Genomic DNA, 20,101 nt, shown 5'->3' with positions numbered 1-20,101 from the left:
ATTACAGGCCCTCCAACTCCGCCATCAAATCACTCAACCGATCCACCTTCTCGGCACTGATCGCTGTCGCCGCCAGCCCATCGATGTACTCGGCCAACTGCGCCACCGTGCTGCACTCGAACATCGCCCGCAACGGCACATCCCGTTGCAACGTCTTTTGCACGCGCGAGGCGATCTGCGTGGCCAGCAACGAGTGCCCGCCCAGTTCGAAGAAGTTGTCCTGCACGCCCACCCTTTCGACTCTCAGCACTTCGGCCCAGATTGCGGCCAAGGTGGTTTCCAGCTCATTGCGCGGCGCCAGGTAGCCCTGGCTGTGCAGCTGGCCGATCTCCAGGGCCGGCAGGGCGTTACGGTCGAGTTTGCCATTGGCGTTGAGCGGCAGGCGCTCGAGCCAGAGCCAATGCAGTGGCACCATGTATTCCGGCAGTTCAGAACGCAGGTGTTGCTTGATGCGCTCCAGGCACTCGCCAGGGTTGAACGCAGCATCAGCGGCCACTAGATAGCCGACCAGATGCTTGCCACTGACGCCCTCCTGCACCCCGACCGCCGCGTCGCGCACTGCCGCTTGCTCATGCAGACGCGCTTCGATTTCCCCCAGCTCGATGCGGTAGCCGCGGATCTTCACCTGATGGTCGATACGCCCGACGTACTCCAGCACCCCATCGCTGCGCCGCCGTGCCAGGTCGCCGCTGCGGTACAGACGCTCGCCCGCGGCGCCGAACGGGTTGGGCACGAACACCTGGGCGGTGCGCAGCGGGTCGCTGACGTAACCGCGCCCTACGCCGGTACCGGCGACGCACAGCTCGCCCACCGCGCCCTGCGGCACCAACGCCAGTGCAGCGTCCAACACGTACAAGCGGTTGTTGTCGGTCGGCGCACCAATCGGCAGGTAAGTGCCCCGGGTCGAGGCCAGGTCGACACGGAAGAACGCCACATCATCCGAACATTCCGCCGGACCATAAGCGTTGACCAAGCCAATCTCGGGGTAACGCAGCAACCACTGCTGCGCCAGCTCCGGCGGCATGGCTTCGCCGGTCGGCAGCATCCAGCGCAGGCCGTCCAGGCGGATGCGTGCCTCGGCCAGCATGCCCTGGATCAGCGACGGCACGCTTTCCAACACGCTGATGCCCTGGGCCTGCACATGGGCGAGCAAGCCCTGGGGATCGTGGGCGACGGCATTCGGCACGATATCCACCCGCGCGCCGAACAGCGGCGCGGCAAGGAACTGCCACACCGAAATATCGAAACTCTGCGAGGCGGTTTGCGCGATCACATCCACCGGGCTCAGGTCCAGGTACGGCACCTTGCTCAACTGGTTGTTGAGCATGCCGCGCTGTTCGACCATCACGCCTTTGGGCTGGCCGGTGGAGCCCGAGGTATAGATCACATAGGCAAGGTTGTCCGGGCCACTGTAAATGCCGGGGTTCGCCCCACGAGCAGGCACCTCCTCCCACACCAGCAACTGGCATTCCACGCCTTGCAGCAGCTCAATGGCCTGCTCGCGACACGCCTCGGTACACACCAGCAACGGGGTGCGGCTCAGCTCGATAATCCGGCTCAGACGCTGACCGGGCAGCCCCGGGTCGAGCGGCAGGTAACCGGCACCGGCCTTGAAGCTACCGATGATCATGCCGAGCAAATCGAGACTGCGCTCCGCCAGCAATGCCACCGGCTGATCCAGGCCGACACCCGCGGCGATCAGTGCGTGGCCCAGGCCGTTACTGCGCCGGTTCAACTCGGCATACGTCCACTGTCGGTCGAGGCACGTGGCGACGATGCGTTGCGGATGCTGCGCCACCTGGGCTTCGAACAGCTCGATATAGCTGCGCTCCAGCGGGTAGGCGTGCTCGCTCCGGTTGCAGCCGTGTACCAGGAATTCACGCTCCTGCGCGCCCATCAATGGCAGCTCGGCCATGTCGCCATGAAAACCCTGCATCAGCGCCAGCAGCAGGCGCTTGAACTCACTCAACATGCCCTGCACGGTGCTTTCATCGAAGTAACGCTGGTCGTAGGACAGGTGCAAACCAAGCTCATCGCCCGGATAGCACACGGCCGTCAGCGGGAAGTTGGTGTGGGTGCGGCCGGAGTCCGAGGTGGCGTTCAGGCTTTGCGCACGGTCGAGCACCGAGACTTCCACCGGGGCGTTTTCGAACACGAACAGGCTGTCGAACAGCGGTTGGCCCTTGGGCAATTCGCTGTGTTCCTGAAGGGTCACCAGCGGCAGGTATTCGTACTCGCGCAGTTGCATATTGCTGTCGAGCAGGCCATTCAACCAGTGGCGCACGCTGCACTGTTGGCCCTCCTCGGGCAGCTTCACACGCAGCGCGATGCTGTTGATGAACAGGCCGACGGTCCGTTGCATGTCCGGCATGTCCACCGGACGCCCGGCCACGGTGACGCCGAACAGCACGTCACGCTCGCCGCTCAAGCGCCGCAGCACCAGGGCCCACGCGGCCTGGGCAAAGGTGTTGACGGTCAGTTGATGGGCCTGGGCCAGTTCGCGCAGGTGTATACCGTCGCGGGCATCGAGGCGGGTGTAGCAATCGCCCACTACCATGCCGCCGCTGCCACCGGCGTGTTCGCGCAGGAACGGGCGGTCGCTGGGGATCGGCGTGGTGCGCTCGAAGCCCCGCAGGTTGTGCTGCCACCACTGGCGCGCCGCACTCAGGTTCTGGCGTTGCAGCCAGGCGATGTAGTCGCGATAACGCGGCGGCGTGGCCAGTTGCGCGTCGTGGCCTGCGCCGAGGGCCGTGTAGAGGTCGAAGAAATCATTCATCAACAGCGAACGGCACCAGGCATCGATGAGGATGTGGTGGTTGCTCATCATGAACCAGTAGCGCGCTTCAGCGACGCGGATCAGACGCAGGTGGAACGGCGCCTGGTTGAGCAGATCGAAACCGGCTTCGCGCTCGGCCTTGAGCAGCGCTTGCAGGCGCGGTTCCTGTTCGGCCTCGGCAACGGCGCGCCAGTCCAGGTACTCGATCGGCGTACTGCCGGGTTTGTGGATCACTTGCAGCATGTCCTCGCCGACGTTCCAGCAGAACGAGGCGCGCAAGGCTTCGTGACGGGCGATCACCGCTTGCCAGGCCTGGGCGAAACGCTCGGGGTCGAGGGCGCTGTCGATGCGGTAGCGGTCCTGCATGTAGTAGAGGCCGGTGCCCGGTTCAAGCAGGGTATGCAGCAGCAGGCCTTCCTGCATCGGGGTCAGCGGGTACACGTCTTCGATCGCACTGGCGGGCACCGGCAAGGCGTCCAACTGCGCCTGGGTCAGGCGCGCCAGGGGGAAGTCGGAAGGCGTGAGGCCGCCGGCGTCGTCCTTGAGGCAATGGGCGATCAGGCTGTGCAGTTCGTCCAGGTAGGCCGCGGCCAACTCGCCAATCGTCTGCTGATCGTGGCGTGCGCGGCTGAAGGTCCAGCGCAGCACCAGTTCGCCGCCGTACACCTGGCTGTCGACACTCAGTTCGTTGGGCAGCGGCGCATCCGGGTCATGGGCGAGGCCGGCGGATTCCTCCAGCGGGTGGAACAGTGCATCGGCGCCGAAGCTCTGGTCGAACTGGCCGAGGTAGTTGAAGGTGATGTCGGCACTCGGCAGTGCGGCCATCGTCTGTTTGCACAGGTCGTCCGCCAGGTAGCGCAGCACGCCGTAGCCCAGGCCTTTGTGCGGCACGCCGCGCAGTTGCTCCTTGATGGCTTTGATCGATGCGCCCTGCTCCGCCAGCGGCGTCAGGCGCACCGGATAGGCGCTGGTGAACCAGCCGACGCTGCGGGTCAGGTCGATCTCATCGAACAGGGTTTCGCGGCCGTGGCCTTCCAGTTGGATCAGCGCCGAGGCGTGACCGCTCCAGCGGCACAGTACGCGGGCCAGGGCAGTCAGCAGCAGGTCGTTGACCTGGGTGCGATAAGCGCTGGGGGCTTGTTGCAGTAACTGGCGGGTGCGTTCGGCGTCCAGGCGCACACTGAGCGTCTCGGCATCGCGATGGCGCAATGCGCCGTGCGGGCGCGCCACCGGCAAGGGCACCGCCGCACCGGCCAAGCGCTCCTGCCAGACGCACAATTCTTCGCGCAGGGATTCGCTGCCGGCATAGGCCTGCAAGCGGGCGGCCCAGTCGCGCAAGGCACTGGTCTTGGCCGGCAGGCTGACGGATTGGCCGTCGCTCAATTGGCGATAGCCGTTTTGCAGATCCTCAAGCAACACACGCCACGACACACCATCCACCACCAGGTGATGGATCACGATCAGCAGGCGCTGCTGGCCTTGCGGGCCGTCCACCAGCAACGCGCGCAACAGCGGGCCGTGGGCCAGGTCGAGGCTGCGTTGGGTGTCGCTGAACAACGCGCTGCACTGTTGCAGATCACACACTTGCGCCTGCATCAGCACACCGCCCTCCGGCACGGCCAGGTGTTCGGCGTGCCATTGCGCGTCGCGCCGGGTGAAGCTCAGGCGCAGCGCGTCATGCTGTTCCAGCACCGCCAGCAGGGCTTGCTCCAGGCGATGGGGATCGAGCAGTTGCAGCGGTTTGAGCACCAGCGCCTGGTTCCAGTGTTGACGCGCGGGAATCTCTGTCTCGAAGAACCACTGCTGGATCGGCGTGAGCCCCGAGCGGCCGCTCAGCACGCCTTGCTCGGCGCTGACCTGCTCGGCGCGCGTGGCGACGGCGGCCAGGGTCTGTACGGTCTGGTGCTGGAACAAATCCCGCGGGCTGAAGTGAATCCCGGCCTGGCGCGCACGGCTGACCACCTGGATCGACAGGATCGAATCGCCGCCCAGTTCAAAAAAGTTATCGTCGAGACCGACCTGCTGCACGTTCAACACCGCGCACCAGATCGCCGCCAACGCCTGCTCCAGCGCGTTGCGCGGCGCCACGTAGTGTTGGCGATTCGCCTCGGCATCCGGCGGCGGCAAGGCGCGGCGGTCGAGCTTGCCGTTGGCGGTCAGCGGCATGCTGTCCAGCACGAGCCAATGGGCGGGCACCATGTAGTCCGGCAGTTGCGCTTTGAGGTGCGCCTTCAAGGCGTCGCGCAAGGGGCCGTGCTCGGCGTCGCTGGCCAGATAGGCCACCAGCTGTTTGCCGCTCGGCGAATCCAGCGCCAGCACCACCGCTTCCCGCACGGCGGGATGTTCAAGCAGGCGCGTTTCGATCTCGCCCAGTTCGATGCGGAAACCACGGATCTTCACCTGATGGTCGATCCGCCCGAGGTATTCCACCTGGCCATCGCTCAGTTGGCGCACCAGATCGCCGGTGCGGTACAGGCGACCGCCACGGGCCGCGAAGGGGTCCGCGACAAAACGCTCCGCCGTCATCCCCGGACGCTGGTGATAACCCTGCGCCAGCCCTGCCCCGCCGACGTACAACTCGCCGCTCGCGCCTTGCGGCACCAGGGCCAGATCGGCGTCGAGAATATAGGCCACGCGGGCGCCGACGATGCTGCCGATCGGCACGCTGCCGACGCCCTCCGCCAAGTGCTGCGGTGCGAGGCCGGCCAGCGGCATCACCACGGTTTCAGTCGGGCCGTAGGCGTTGAAAAACACCTGCGGCTGGAACGCGGCGCGGATGCGCTGCAGGTGTTCGCCGGTCAGCGCCTCGCCGCCGGTGATGCACAACCGCACCGGCAAGGTCTGCCGCTGGGTTGCCAGCCATTGCGCCAACTGGCTGCCGTAGCTCGGGGTGAAGCCCAGCACATTGATGCGATGGGTGCGGATCAGCCCGCAGATCTGCTCGGCATCCCACTGGCCCTGGGCGCGCAATACCAGTTGTGCGCCGCTGAGCAACGGCACCAGCAAACGCTCGGTGGCGGCGTCGAAGTTGATCGAATAGAAGTGCAGCTCACAGTCATCCGGGCGCATGCCGAAACGCTCGATCACGGCCTGGCAGTGCATGGCGATTTCGCCGTGGCACACCACCACGCCTTTTGGCTTGCCGGTGGAGCCGGAGGTGTAGATCAGGTACGCCGGGTGTTGCGGCAGGCTGAGAAACGGCGGCTCACTGGCCGGGTAGTTCGCCAGCACCGGCAGGTCGTCTTCCAGGCACCAGCACGCCAGCGTCGCCGGCAGTTCACCGAGGGCGGCGAACATCGCCGCATCACTGAGCAGCAAGCCGATGCCGCTGTCTTCGATCATGTAATGCAGGCGGTCCAGCGGGTACTCCGGGTCCAGCGGCACATAGGCGCCGCCGGCCTTGAGAATCGCCAGCAGGCCGATGACCATTTCCAGGGAGCGCGGCAACGCCAGGCCGACCCGCACCTGCGGGCCGACGCCACGCTCGCGCAGCATCCAGGCCAGGCGGTTGGCGCGGGCATTCAGTTCGCGGTAGCTGAGGGTCTCACCGGCAAACGTCAGTGCCGGCGCGTCGGCACGGGCCAGTGCCTGCTGGTTGAACAGTGAGTGAAGGCACTGGTCGAGGCGCTGTTCAGCCGCGTCGCTTCCCAGGCTGCGCTGCAATGCGTGCTGCTCGTCGGCACCCAGCATCGGCAGTTCGCTGAGGCGTTGCTGCGGGTCGGCGATCAGCGCTTCGAGCAGGTTGCGCCAATGTTCGGCCATGCGCGCAACGCGCGGCTCATCGAACAAATCGGTGCTGTAGGTCAGGCAGCATCCCAGGCGATGGTCGAGGTCGGTGACTTCCAGGTTGAGGTCGAACTTGGTCGCACGCGCATCGTTGGCCAGGTACTCGACGCTCATCCCGCCCAGTTGGCGGCGCTGCTGGAATTCCCAGCGCTGCACGTTGCACATCACTTGGAACAGCGGGTTGTACGCCGCGCTGCGCGGTGGTTGCAGCGCTTCCACCAGATGGTCGAACGGCAGGTCCTGGTGAGACTGGCCCTCGATCACGGTGTGGCGGACTTGCTCGAACAACTCACCGACGCTCATCTGCCCGTCGAGCCGGCAACGCAGTACCTGGGTGTTGAGGAAGGCGCCGATCAGCCCTTCGCTTTCCGGGCGAATCCGATTGGCCACCGGAGCGCCGATGCGCAGGTCGGTCTGGCCGCTGTAGCGGTAGAGCAACACCGCCAGCGTGGCGGTCATGCTCATGAACAGGGTCAGGCCGTGCGCAGCATTGAAGGCCCGAACGCGCGCGGCCAGTTCGTCGCTCAAATCAAAACGGTACAGCCCGCCGCGGTGGCTTTGCACCGGCGGCCGCGGGCGGTCGCCGGGCAGTTCCAGCAGCGGATGCTCATAACCCAATTGCGCGATCCAGTAATCGAGCTGGCGCTGGCGCTCGCCGGACTCCAGCCACTGGCGCTGCCACACGCTGTAGTCGAGGTACTGCACCGGCAGCGGCGCCAGCGGCGAGTCGCGCTCATCGATGAAGGCTTCGTACAGCGCGCTGAGTTCACGGGCAAAGATGTCCATGGCCCAGCCTTCGGTGACGATATGGTGCAAGGTCAGCACCAGGTAATGTTCCTGCGCGCCGGCCTTGACCAGGCACACGCGCAATAGCGGCCCGGTTTCCAGGTTGAACGGCGTGTGCGCCTCGACATCGGCCAGCTGCTGCAAGCGTTGCTCGCATTCGAGGTGGCTCAGCGCCGAGAAGTCCTGCCAGCCCATGCGCAGGCCGGTCTGCGCCGACACCTGCTGATGGGCCACGCCATCGACGCTCGGGAAGGTGGTCCGCAGGGTTTCGTGACGCATGACCAAGGCCTGCAACGCGGCCTCGAAACGCCCCACGTCGAGCACCCCGCGCAAACGCGCCATGCCGCCGACGTTGTACGCCGGGCTGTCCGGCTCCAACTGCCAGAGGAACCACATCCGCTGCTGGGAATAGGACAGCGGCACCGGCCGGCTGCGGTCGACCTGGGCGACGGCGGTCTGTTGGTTGCGTTGGCCGGCGGCCTGGATCTGCCCGACCTGCTCGGCAAATGCGCCGAGTTCGCTGGCTTCGAACAGGGTGCGCAACGGCAGCTCGACGTCACACGCCTGCCGGGTGCGCGAGATGATTTGCGTGGCCAGCAACGAATGGCCGCCGAGGGCGAAAAAATCATCGCGCAGGCCGATCCGCGGCAGGCCCAGCACTTCGCGCCAGATCGCCGCAATCTGCTGCTGCAACGGGCTCTCGGGTTCAACGTGTTCGCGGGTTTGCCACACCGGCTCGGGCAGCGCACGGCGGTCCAGCTTGCCGCTCGGGCTCAGGGGCATGGCGTCCAGGCGCATCAGGTGCGCAGGTACCATGTATTCCGGCAACCCAGCGGCCAGGGCGGCTTTGACGGTTTGGGCGTCGAGCGCGGCAGTGGCGGTGTAATAGCCGATCAATTGATCATCGCGCACCAGCACCACGGCCTGGGCGATACCGTCGAGGGCCAGCAGGCGCGCTTCGATTTCTTGCGGTTCGACGCGAAAGCCGCGCAACTTGACCTGCTGATCGAGACGACCGAGGTAGTCGAGCACGCCGTCAGCGCTCCAGCGTGCGCGGTCACCGCTGCGATACAGACGGCTGCCCGGCGCGCCCAAGGGGTCGGCGATAAAACGCTCGGCGGTGAGCCCGGCGCGGCCGAGGTAACCGCGTGCCAGGCCGATGCCGCCGATGCACAGCTCGCCCGGCACCCCCGCTGGCAACGGGTTGAGCTGTTCGTCGAGCACGCGGCAGATCACATTGCCCAGCGGTCGGCCAATCGGCGAGCGCTCGCCATCCTCGGCGCGGCAGTGCCAATGGGTGACGTTGATCGCGGTTTCGGTCGGGCCATAACGGTTGTGCAACTGCACCGCCGGCAACCGCGCAAGCACACGGTCACGCAACTCGGCGGGCAAGGCTTCGCCGCCGCAGAACAGACGGCGCAGGCTGGTGCATTCGGCCGCCAACGGCTCGTCGATAAACAGCTGCAACAGCGGCGGCACAAAGTGCAGAGTGGTCACGCCATGGGCCTGCACCAGTTGCGCGATGCGCTGCGGGTCGCGCTGCTCGCCCGGCCCCGCCAACACCAGGCGGCAGCCGGTGATCAGCGGCCAGAAGCACTCCCACACCGACACGTCGAAACTGATCGGGGCTTTTTGCAGCAGCACGTCGTTGTCATTCAGCGCGTAGGTGGCCTGCATCCACTGCAAGCGCTCGGCCAGGGCCGCATGGGTGTTGCCCACGCCCTTGGGCTGGCCGGTAGAGCCGGAGGTGTAGATCACGTAGGCGAGGTGCTCGCCGTCCAGATGCAGGCCCGGCGGCTGGGTCGGCCAGCGGTCGAGGTGCAGGCCGTCCATGGCGATCACGCACACGTCTTCGGCCGTGGGTAATTGCGCCAGCAACGCGGTCTGGGTCAGCAGCAGGTGGACGCCGCTGTCCTTGAGCATGTAGGCCAGGCGCTCGGCGGGGTAATCCGGGTCCAGCGGCACGTAGGCGCCGCCGGCCTTGATGATCGCCAGCAGGCCGATCAACAGTTGCGGCGAACGCTCGGCGGCGATGGCCACGCACACGTCGGGGCCGACGCCCTTGTCGCGCAGGTAATGGGCCAGGCGGTTGGCCTGGGTGTGCAGTTGGGCAAAGCTCAGGCTGCCGCCCTGCCAGACCAGCGCGGTGCGGTCCGAGGTGTGTTGGTTGAGCTGTTCGGGCAACCATTGCCGGGCCGGCGCGCAAGGCGCTTCGCTCCAGGGCCGCTGTTCGTCGTGTTGCATCAATTTGAGGTCGCCGAGGGCCCGCTGCGGTTGCTCGCACACGGCGTGCAGCAGGTTGATGAAGTGCTCGGCCAGGCGTTGGATGGTGGTGCTTTCGAACAATTCGTCGGCGTAGTCGAACGCCAGGCTCAGGCGCCCGTTGCGGTCTTCTTCGCTGTGCAATTGCAGGTCGAACTTGGCTTCGCGGCTGTGCCACGCCAGTTCTTCGGCGAGCAGGCCCGGCAGGCGACGCAAAGCGCCGAGGTCGCGCTGCTGATGGTTGAACATCACCTGGAACAGGCCCTGTTCGCGGGCGTGGGGGAACGCTTCGAGCAGTTGCTCGAAGGGCAGATCCTGATGGGCCTGGGCGCCCACTGCCGCCTGGCGCGTGGCCGCCAACAGCTGGTTGAACGGCAGGCGCCCGTCCAGCTCGGCGCGCAGTACCAGGGTGTTGATAAAGAAGCCGACCAGGCCTTGGGTTTCCTGGCGCGGGCGGTTGGCGCTGGGCACGCCGATGCGGATGTCGCGCTGGCCGCTGTAGCGGTAGAGCAAGGTCTGGAACGCCGCGAGCAACAGCATGAACGGCGTCGATTGGTTGGCCTGGGCAGTCTGGCGAATCGCCGCGCTGAGGCTTGCGCCCAGACGCACGTTGTGGCGCGAAGCACTGTTGCGTTGCCGCGCTGCACGCGGGTGATCGGTGGCCAGGCTCAAGGCTGGGTGTTCGTCTCCCAACTGCGCCTTCCAGTACGCCAGTTGCCGCTGGCCTTCGCCCTCGGCCAACCATTGGCGCTGCCAGTTGCCGTAGTCGGCGTATTGCACGGCCAGTGGCGGCAGTTGCAGGGGCTGGCCCTGGGACGCCGCGGCGTACAGGCGCGAGAACTCATCGATGAGGATATTCAGCGACCAGCCGTCGGCGATGATGTGATGCAGCGTCACCAGCAACTGATGATCTTCGTCGTCCAGGCGCACCAGGCTCACCCGCAGCAACGGGCCGTTTTCCAGGTCGAACGCGGTGTGCGCCTGCTCCTCGCGGATCTGCTGCGCCCGGGCTTCGCGCGCGGCGGCGGGCAGGTCACCAAGGTCGATGACGTGCAAGTCGAATGCGCTGCTGGCCAACACCCGTTGGAAGGCTTGCCCATCCCGTTCGTAGAAGCGCGTGCGCAGGGCTGGGTGGCGCTGGATCAGGTGCGCGAAGCTGGCGCGCACTGCGTCTGCATCCAGCTCGCCGCGCAGGCGCAGGGCACCGGGGATGGTGTATGCGTGGCTCTGCGGGTCGAGTTGCCAGGTGATCCACAGGCGATTCTGTGCGAGGGATTGCGGCAGTTCATCCTCATGCGACAAGCACTGGATCGTGCCTTGAGCGACGCCGCCATCCTGCTGCAACTGTGCCACATCGGCAGCGAAGGCCGACAAGGTCGGCGCTTCGAACAGCAGGCGCAGGTTCAGTTCCAGGCCCAGGGTTTCGCGCAGGCGCGCAACCACTTGGGTCGCGCTGATGGAATTGCCGCCGAGCAGGAAGAAGTGGTCATCCGCCGCTACCGTCGCCACCTGCAACTGCTCGCACCAGATCGCCGCGATCTGGGTCTGCAAGGTGGACCCCAGCGCGACATCACTGGCCGCCCCTTGCAGACCGGGGAACTGCGCATAGCTGTCGAGGCTGCCATCGGCGTAACGCAACGCACATGCCGAGCGCTGCAGCTTGCCGCTGGAGGTCTTCGGCAACGCGCCGGGGTTGAGCAACACCACCACGCACGGCGCCTCTTGATAGGCTTCGGCCACGGCTTGGCGGATCGCCGTGATCAGCGCTTGCGGCGCGAGGATTTTCTGCACGCTGCGGCTGATCTCAGCGGCGATACCGATGCCTTCCTGGCCCTGCTCATTCACCGCGAACGCCGCGACCCGGCCTTTGCGCACCACCTCCACTTCGCGCTCGATGGTCTGCTCGATGTCCTGCGGGTAGAGGTTGTGGCCGCGCACGATCAGCAGGTCTTTCAAGCGCCCGGTGATGTACACCTCGCCCTCGCGGAAAAAGCCCAGGTCGCCGCTGCGCAGCCAGGTGCGGCCGGCGTGCTGGACGAAGGTCTTGGCGCTGGCTTCGGGGTTGCGCCAGTAGCCGTGGGCAATGCTCGGGCCGCTGGCCCAGAGTTCGCCGACGCAGTTGTCAGGCAGTTCGCTCAAGGTGTGGGGATCGGCGATCAGCACCGCGTGGTCCGGCTGATGTGTGCCGCAACTCATGATCGCCGCGCCCGGCCCCGGCTCGGCGCGGTTGGCGGCCAGCGCCTGGGCATCCAGGCGCAGGGCCGGGATGCCGTGGCCACGGCGGCCGCCGGCGACAAACAGGGTTGCTTCGGCCAGGCCGTAGGAGGCGAAGAAGTTGTTCGCGGTGAAACCGCACGGGGCGAACTTCTCGGCGAAGCGTTCCAGGGTGTCGAGGCGGATCGGTTCGGAGCCGGAATACGCCACGCGCCAGCGCTTCAAATCCAGGCGTTCCAGGGCCGATTCGCTGACCCGTTCGCTGCACAAGCGATAGGCGAAATCCGGGCCGCCGCTGATGGTGCCGCCGTATTCGCTGATCGCTTCCAGCCAGCGCAAGGGCCGGCCGAGGAAGTACGCCGGCGACATCAACACGCAGGGCACGCCGCTGAAGATCGGTTGCAGCAGGCCGCCGATCAGGCCCATGTCGTGGTACAGCGGCAGCCAGCTGACGATCACGTCATCCGGGTTCAGGTCGATGCCGAAACCGCGCCGGATCAGCAGTTCATTGGCGACCAGATTGCCGTGGCTGACCTGCACGCCCTTGGGCAAGGCGGTGGAGCCCGAGGTGTATTGCAGGAAGGCGATGTCGTCGGCTTGCACATCGGTGGCGACCCAGCGCTCGGCAAGCGCGCTGTCGAGGGTGTCGACCGCCAGCAGCGGCGGCGCGTTTTCGATCTGCGCCAAGTCATCGCCGAGGCTGGCGATGGTCAGCAACAGGCGCGGTTCGGCGTCGGCGATGATCGACAGCAAGCGCGCCTGGTGATGGTGACGAGCGGACTCCGGCGGATAGGCCGGCACCGCGATCACCCCGGCGTACAGGCAACCGAAGAACGCCGCCACATAGTCCGGCCCGCTGGGGAACAACAACACGGCACGGTCGCCCAGGTCGGCGTTGGCCTGCAGGGCGGCGGCGATGGCACGGGCGCGTCGGTCGAGGTCGCGGTAGCTGAGGACCACGTTGTGTTCGGCGGACTCAGCGAGGAAACGCAGAGCGATCCGCTCCGGAGTCTGCGCGGCGCGGCGTTGAAGGGACTGGGCCAGGGTGCGGGGAAGTTCGAAGGCGTCCATCATGGGGGTTCCTGCCTGAAATCGGCTTACGGGAAAATCGGGAAGGGTTCAGCCGGCGGTCAGTCGCCGCACCGCGCCATTGCGCCAGCGCGCCAGGTGTTCCTCGGCGTAGCGCCGCACACAGCGCAGCACCGCGCTTTCGTGCTGCACCAGAAAGAAGTGGTGGCCGTCGAACAGGTCCAGGGAAAACCCGCTGGCGGCGTCTGCCTGCCAGTCGAGTAACTGGTCGGCGCGCACGCTGTCCTGCTTGCCGCCGAACACATGAATCGGCATGCCCAGCGGCTCGCGTCGGCCGTAGGCGAAGCTGCCGCAGAGCAGGAAGTCGGCGCGCAGGATCGGCAGCATCAACTGCATCAATTCGCGGTTGGCCAGGGCTGCTTCGGCGGTGCCTTGCAGGTCGCGCAGGCGGGCGATCAGTTGCTCATCGGTCTTTTCGCGGGCGTACTCGCTGACGTCGCGCCGCGCCGGGCCGGCGGTGCCGGACGCAAACAGCGCCAGCGGCGCAGGCACGTTGCGCGCTTTGAGCGCGTGCGCCAGCTCGAACGCCAGCAGGCCGCCAAGGCTGTGGCCGAACAACGCGTAGGGGCCGTTCAGGTCACGACTGATTTCATCCGCCAACTGCGCGGCCAAGGCGCCGATGTCGCATTGCAACGGCTCGTCCATCCGCATACCGCGCCCCGGCAACTCCAGCGGGCACACCTGCAACCAGTCCGGCAGAACACGCCGCCAACGCACGTACACCATGGCGCTGGCCCCCGAATAAGGCAGGCAGAACAGGCGCAGTCGAGTCGGCGCGCTCATCGCTCGACGCCCCCCACCTGAAACGCGCCATATGCACGATAAAAACCCATCTCGCCCTCCTGCGGGTGCTGATCCTTGGCCGTTTTACCAACGAACCTGTCACCCAGAAGAACGGACGGCGCTGCCAAATAATTAGTCGTCGTGGACGAGCGAGACGGGGTTCACACCTTCAGCCCACGGACAAAATCAGTCAGACTTCTCATTTGACAATAATTATCATTCAGCATAATTTGTTGCCCGATGTGTAGGAGGCCTCAGCACGGACGCCCTCCCCTAACCTCTTTTGCGATCAAGGTGATTTCCATGACGGAACAAGTATCCACAGGCAGGTGCGACTCACCGCTGCTCCAGGCATTCGTCGATAATCGGCTGATTCTGGTAAAGATCGCAGCACGTATTACCGGCTGCCGCTCCCGGGCCGAAGACGTCGTGCAGGATGCCTACTTCCGGCTGCAATCGGCGCCGACGATCACCTCATCGTTCAAGGCGCAATTGAGTTATCTGTTCCAGATCGTGCGCAACCTGGCGATCGATCACTATCGCAAGCAGGCCCTGGAGCTCAAATATTCGGGGACCGAAGAGGAAGGCTTGAATGTGGTGATTCAGGGCGCGTCACCGGAAACTTCGCACATCAATTTCAACACCCTGGAGAACATCGCCGACGCCCTGACGGAACTGCCCCAGCGCACCCGCTATGCGTTCGAGATGTACCGCCTGCACGGCGTGCCGCAAAAGGACATCGCCAAGGAACTCGGCGTCTCGCCGACCCTGGTCAACTTCATGATTCGCGATGCGCTGGTGCATTGCCGCAAGGTGTCGGGCAGTCACAGCGATACATTTGCACGGCGGCTCTGAAACTCGCCCCGGCGCGAAGCCTGGTCTCCCGAAACCTCAGGGCACCGCCGTCACATCGATGCGATAGGGCTCGAATATCTTCAACAGCTCGCCGTCATCGCGCAAACGTTTGAGCAGGCCGGCAAACGCTGCGCTGCTGATCGGCGCCTTGGGCCGCAGCAACGCGTAGTGGTGGTACACCTGGTCGACGCGCTCCGAGATCAGGAACTGGGCGGCCATGTCGACGTTGCGCGCCAGAAAATCACTCAGGTACGAGCGGGTCACCAGGGCGATATCGGCGCGACCGCGCGCGACCATCAGCAGGTTGCTGTCATGGGAGTAGGTCAACGTCGCGTTGAAGTGCTCGGCCATGAACTTGGGGTCGGCATTGAAGTTGGCGAAGGCGTAGTGATAACCGCTGAATACCGCCAGGCGCTTGCCGCCAAGGCTGGCGAAATAATTCTGGTCGCGATCGGGCTCACGCTGGGCGACGAAGATTTCGGCATCTTCCAGGCCCATGTCGACCGTGGTGTGAGGAATCTTCTGCCAGCCCCAGTCGGGGTTTTCGAAAATCGCCACGTCGACCCGGCCCTGCTCGAAATCGCGAAAGCGTCGCGGGATCGAGGTCGGCACCAACACGAACTGATAATCGGTTTGCGAGGCGTTCAGGGCTTCGACCAACTGCGGCAGTAATCCGGTGTCGGCGCCCTGCTCGGGGCGCACGGTGTACGGCGGAAAATGCGCAGCGCCGATCCTCACCAATTGCGCAGCCGAAGCCGGCATCCACGCAACGGTGCCCAGTGCCCATAAAGTAAGTCCTGCAGCCAGTCGCCATGGCGAAAACATTAAGGCACACACCGTTTAACCTGCTGATGGCAATAAGCTAGGCGTTTTTGTCTGGCGAGACAACTTCCACCGGAAAATTAATAGCTTGCGCCTCAATCAGCCTTCAAAACCATCAACAACGCCTCTTCGGCCAACTGCTCGAGGGTCAAGCTGCCCTCGGCGCGGAACCAAGTTGTGGTCCAGGACAAGGCACCGGTGAGGAAGCGCCGGGCGATAAACACATCCCCCTTGATATAGCCGGCGGCCTTGGCCTCGCCCAGCACCTGCAGCCAGATCGCTTCATAGACATCACGCAAAGCCAGCACCTGGGCCTGGCCCTCGGCCGACAGCGAACGCCACTCGTACACCAACACCGCCATGGCTTCGCCGCTGCCGCCCATGATCGACTGCAATTCGCAGCGAATCAGCGCCAGCACGCGCTCGCGCACCGTGCTCGCCTCTTCCAGCGACGCACGCATCAGCGCAGTGTTGTAGCGGATGGTTTCTTCCATCACCGCGCGCAGGATCTCGTCCTTGCTCTTGAAGTGATGAAAGATGCTGCCGGACTGGATGCCCACGGCACCGGCCAGGTCGCGCACGGTGGTGCGCTCGAAACCCTTGTTGCGAAACAGGTGAGCCGCGGTTTGCAGCAACTTGCCCCGGGCACTGTCGGGGTCGGTCAATTGGCCGCCGTCGACCATGGCGCGCATCACCCGCAGGGCTTTGTGCTCATCCATGCTGCTCTCCTTTACGTCTGCTGACATCTTGGCCGGCAATTTAGGCCGTGCCTGCCAGCCAAGCAAGCGCTTGGCTGAAAACTTGTGCCCGGAGTTTACAAACCAAGCGCTTGCTTGGTAGTCTCGTCGCCAGCCATTCGAGGAAGGATTTCTCATGAGCAAGACGGTTCGCATCGGCTGCGCCAGCGCCTTCTGGGGCGACACCTGCACCGCCGCCGCCCAGTTGGTACACGGCGGCAAGCTGGACTATCTGGTGTTCGACTACCTGGCGGAAGTCACGATGTCGATCCTCGCCGCTGCGCGGATCAAAGATCCCCAGGCCGGCTACGCCACGGACTTTGTCGAGGTGCTGTCGCCGCTGCTGGCCGAGATCCAACGCCAGGGCATCCGCGTGATCAGCAACGCGGGGGGCATCCACCCCCAGGCCTGCGCCGCCGCCCTGCAAGCGGCCTGCGACGCGGCGCAACTGCCGCTGAAAATCGCCGTGCTGCTGGGCGATGACCTGCAGCCCCAACTCAAACACCTGCGCGGCAGCGTCGACATGTTCAACGGCGCGCCGCTGCCGCCGCTGTGCGTGTCCGCCAATGCCTACCTCGGCGCGCCGGGCATTGTCCGCGCGCTTGAGCTGGGGGCGGATATCGTCATCACCGGGCGGGTGGTCGACAGCGCGGTGGTCAGCGCTGCGTTGGTGCATGAATTCAACTGGTCATGGCAGGACTACGACCGCCTCGCCCAGGCCGCCCTGGCCGGGCATATCATCGAATGCGGCGCGCAGTGTACCGGTGGCAACTTCACCGACTGGCGCGACGTGCCGGATTACGAGCACATCGGTTTTCCCATCGTCGACGTCAGCGCCGACGGCCAGTTCACCGTGAATAAAGTCGCGGGCAGCGGCGGGTTGATCAGCGAGCTGAGCGTGGCCGAACAACTGCTCTACGAAATCGGCGACCCGCGCGCCTACTTGCTGCCCGATGTGATCTGCGATTTCAGCCAGGTCAAATTGCAGCAGCAAGGCAAACACAGTGTGCGTCTGCACGGTGCCAAGGGGTTGCCGCCGACCGCTCAATACAAGGTCAGCGCCACTTACCCGGATGGCTTTCGCTGCACCGCCAGTTGCCTGATCGCCGGGATCGACGCGGTGGCCAAGGCCGAGCGGGTCGCCCAGGCGATTATCGACAAGACGTCGGAGCTGTTCAGCCAGCGCGGTTGGGCGCCCTACACCGAGGTGAACATCGAACTGCTCGGCAGCGAAGCCACCTACGGCGCGCATGCGCGACGCCGGGACTGCCGCGAGGTGGTGGTGAAGTTGGCGGTGCGCCACCCGAGCAAGCCGGCGCTGGTGCTGTTCGCCCGCGAAATCGCCCAGGCCGCCACCGGCATGGCACCGGGGCTGACCGGCATCGTCGGCGGGCGGCCGACGGTGTATCCGTTGATTCGACTGTTTTCGTTCCTGATCGATAAATCGTCCTGTGAGCTGGCGATTGATTTGCAGGGTGAACGCCACGCTTGCGCGCTTCCGGCCAGCCACGCACTGGGCACGCCGGCCGCCGCCCTCGAACCGCCCAAACCCCAAGGCCGCGCCGATGCCAGCGTGCCCCTGGTGAAACTCGCGGTGGCCCGTTCCGGCGACAAGGGCAACCACAGCAACGTCGGGGTGATTGCCCGCGACCCGGCGTACCTGCCGTGGATCGCCGAAGCCCTGACCCCCGCCGTGGTCGTCGACTGGATGGGCCACGTGCTCGACCCGGTCCACGGTCGCGTCGAACGCTGGTACCTGCCCGGCAGCCACAGCCTCAACTTCCTGCTGGAAAACGCCTTGGGCGGCGGCGGCATCGCCAGCCTGCGCATCGACCCGCAGGGCAAGGCCTTTGCCCAGCAGTTGCTGGAAATCCCCATCGCCGTGCCGCAGCACATCGCCGATCAACTCACGTAAAGGAGCGTTGCCGTGGCCTTCGACTCGATCTTCAAAGCCGACCTGCCGGATGTCCTCAAAGGGGAGTCATAAACCATGCCGGTGATCGAAACCCTGATCGACGCCCACAGCCCAGACTTTGTGCGCAACCGCGAAGCGCTGCTGGCGAGCCTGCAGCAACTGCGCCTGTTGGAGCAGAACCTGTTGAGCAAGGCGCAGGAAGCCAAGCCCAAGTTCGACAAACGCGGGCAATTGCTGCCGCGTGAACGCCTCAACCTGCTGCTGGACCCTGGCGCGCCGTTCCTGGAACTGGCCAGCCTGGCCGGCTACAAACTCCATGACGACAAGGACGGCAGCGCCGCCGGCGGCGGGTTGATCGCCGGAATCGGTTACGTCAGCGGCGTGCGCGTGCTGGTGGTGGCGAATAACAGCGCGATCAAGGGCGGCACCATTTCCCCCACGGGCCTGAAGAAATCCCTGCGCCTGCAACAGATCGCGATGGAAAACCAACTGCCGGTGGTGACCCTCGCCGAAAGCGGCGGCGCCAACCTCAACTACGCGGCGGAGATTTTCGTCGAAGGCGCGCGCAGCTTCGCCAACCAGGCGCGCATGTCGGCCATGGGCTTGCCGCAGATCACCGTGGTCCACGGCTCGGCCACGGCGGGCGGCGCGTATCAGCCGGGGCTGTCGGATTACGTGGTGGTGGTGCGCGGCAAGGCCAAGCTGTTCCTGGCCGGCCCGCCGCTGCTCAAGGCCGCGACCGGCGAAGTCGCCACCGATGAAGCACTGGGTGGCGCCGAGATGCACGCGCAAATCGCCGGCACCGCGGAATACCTGGCGGAAAACGATGCCGACGGGGTGCGGATCGTGCGCGAGATCGTCAGCCTGCTGCCGTGGAACGAGCGCCTGCCGTCGATGCCCAAACGCACGTATGCCGAGCCGCTGTACCCCATCGACGAACTGCTCGGGCTGATCCCCGACGACCCGAAAAAACCCTACGACGTCCGCGAAATCCTCGCACGCCTGGCCGACGGTTCGAACTTCCTCGAGTTCAAGGGCGAGTTCGACGCACATACCGTGTGCGGCCACCTGCACATCCAGGGCCGCGCCGTCGGCGTGATCGGCAATAACGGCCCGATCACGCCCAAGGGCGCCAGCAAGGCCGCGCAATTCATCCAACTGTGCGACCAGAGCCGCACGCCGCTGCTGTTCCTGCACAACACCACCGGCTTTATGGTCGGCACCGAGGCGGAACAGCAAGGCGTGATCAAGCACGGCGCGAAGATGATCCAGGCGGTGACCAATGCCCGTGTGCCCAAACTCACCGTGGTGGTCGGCGGCTCCTACGGCGCCGGCAACTACGCCATGTGCGGCCGCGGCCTCGACCCGCGCTTCATCTTCGCCTGGCCCAACAGCCGCACCGCCGTGATGGGCGGCGCCCAGGCCGGCAAAGTGCTGCGCATCGTCACCGAAGCCAAACAACGGAAAGACGGCCTGACCCCCGACCCCAAGATGCTCGACATGCTGGAACAAGTCACCGCACAAAAACTCGACAGCCAATCCACCGCGCTGTACGGCAGTGCAAACCTATGGGATGACGGCCTGATCGACCCACGGGATACCCGCACGTTGCTGGGGTTCCTGCTGGATATTTGCCAGGAAGCCGACATGCGGACGTTGCAACCGAACAGCTTTGGCGTAGCACGGTTCTAAAGTCATCAAGACAACAAAACCCTGCTGTTGCTCTGCTGTTGCTCTGCTTTTGATCTTGATCTTGATCTTAGGCGCCCCGTCAAACCACGCTGGCCGAACGCAGGCTTGAATCCGTGGGTAACCCGGCAGGACGCCGGGTTAGCCGTCCTGGGCCAGGGATGGCCCATGACGGCGGCCCACGGATTCAAGCCTGCGTTCGGGCACACCGAGCCTAGGCGAGGTGCCGAGTGGTGGGGCAAGAGCCCTTTTGGTTACTTTTGGGGCTCTTTTCCAAAAGTGACCCGCTGTAAGAGCGGAACCCATAGCAGCCGTTACCAAAGAAACGGATATGTACTCAACCCAAAAAAATGGTCGACCCAGAGGCCGCCATCGGGGGCAAGCCCC

Annotated in this window: 7 protein-coding genes; 3 read left to right on the top strand and 4 right to left on the bottom strand. The window is 65.3% G+C overall.

The genetic code is table 11. From position 1 onward, the window contains the following. Position 1 precedes the first annotated feature (1 nt). Both TU80_RS03950 and TU80_RS03945 read right to left on the bottom strand, forming a co-directional pair. Entirely contained in the window at positions 2–12,898 is a 12,897-nt protein-coding gene (locus TU80_RS03950; RefSeq protein ID WP_057003882.1) for a non-ribosomal peptide synthetase, read from the bottom strand. 45 nt (positions 12,899–12,943) lie between these two features. Further along, a complete protein-coding gene (locus tag TU80_RS03945) occupies positions 12,944–13,696 on the bottom strand; it encodes a thioesterase II family protein (protein WP_057003881.1) in 753 nt (250 codons plus the stop codon). A gap of 303 nt (positions 13,697–13,999) precedes the next feature. Here TU80_RS03945 and TU80_RS03940 point away from each other — a divergent pair, with 303 nt between their 5' ends. Continuing rightward, a complete protein-coding gene (locus tag TU80_RS03940) occupies positions 14,000–14,551 on the top strand; it encodes an RNA polymerase factor sigma-70 (RefSeq protein ID WP_017845800.1) in 552 nt (183 codons plus the stop codon). Between the two features lie 36 nt (positions 14,552–14,587). On the opposite strand, the gene TU80_RS03935 is transcribed toward TU80_RS03940, so the two are convergent. Then, positions 14,588–15,376 (bottom strand): substrate-binding periplasmic protein, encoded by a 789-nt coding sequence (locus tag TU80_RS03935; RefSeq protein ID WP_079444439.1) that lies wholly within the window; start codon positions 15,374–15,376, stop codon positions 14,588–14,590. A 92-nt stretch (positions 15,377–15,468) separates the two neighbouring features. Beyond that, positions 15,469–16,092, bottom strand: a complete 624-nt coding sequence (locus tag TU80_RS03930; RefSeq protein WP_046382540.1) for a TetR/AcrR family transcriptional regulator — start codon at positions 16,090–16,092, stop codon at positions 15,469–15,471. A 154-nt stretch (positions 16,093–16,246) separates the two neighbouring features. Here TU80_RS03930 and TU80_RS03925 point away from each other — a divergent pair, with 154 nt between their 5' ends. Next, positions 16,247–18,025: an acyclic terpene utilization AtuA family protein gene (locus tag TU80_RS03925; RefSeq protein ID WP_057003880.1), complete on the top strand. Its 1,779-nt coding sequence runs from the start codon at positions 16,247–16,249 to the stop codon at positions 18,023–18,025. A 75-nt stretch (positions 18,026–18,100) separates the two neighbouring features. Continuing rightward, positions 18,101–19,717, top strand: a complete 1,617-nt coding sequence (gene atuC, locus TU80_RS03920; RefSeq protein ID WP_057003879.1) for a geranyl-CoA carboxylase subunit beta — start codon at positions 18,101–18,103, stop codon at positions 19,715–19,717. Positions 19,718–20,101: the final 384 nt, after the last annotated feature.

The sequence above is a fragment of the Pseudomonas veronii genome, assembly GCF_001439695.1.
Classification (GTDB): domain Bacteria; phylum Pseudomonadota; class Gammaproteobacteria; order Pseudomonadales; family Pseudomonadaceae; genus Aquipseudomonas; species Aquipseudomonas veronii.
This window is presented reverse-complemented; position numbering and strand designations above follow the sequence as displayed.

Bases quoted from the DNA above. Each gene is read 5' to 3' on its own strand.
- TU80_RS03950 (WP_057003882.1), bottom strand. From the start codon at position 12,898: ATGATGGACGCCTTCGAACTTCCCCGCACCCTGGCCCAGTCCCTTCAA.
- TU80_RS03945 (WP_057003881.1), bottom strand. From the start codon at position 13,696: ATGAGCGCGCCGACTCGACTGCGCCTGTTCTGCCTGCCTTATTCGGGG.
- TU80_RS03940 (WP_017845800.1), top strand. From the start codon at position 14,000: ATGACGGAACAAGTATCCACAGGCAGGTGCGACTCACCGCTGCTCCAG.
- TU80_RS03935 (WP_079444439.1), bottom strand. From the start codon at position 15,376: ATGTTTTCGCCATGGCGACTGGCTGCAGGACTTACTTTATGGGCACTG.
- TU80_RS03930 (WP_046382540.1), bottom strand. From the start codon at position 16,092: ATGGATGAGCACAAAGCCCTGCGGGTGATGCGCGCCATGGTCGACGGC.
- TU80_RS03925 (WP_057003880.1), top strand. From the start codon at position 16,247: ATGAGCAAGACGGTTCGCATCGGCTGCGCCAGCGCCTTCTGGGGCGAC.
- atuC (WP_057003879.1), top strand. From the start codon at position 18,101: ATGCCGGTGATCGAAACCCTGATCGACGCCCACAGCCCAGACTTTGTG.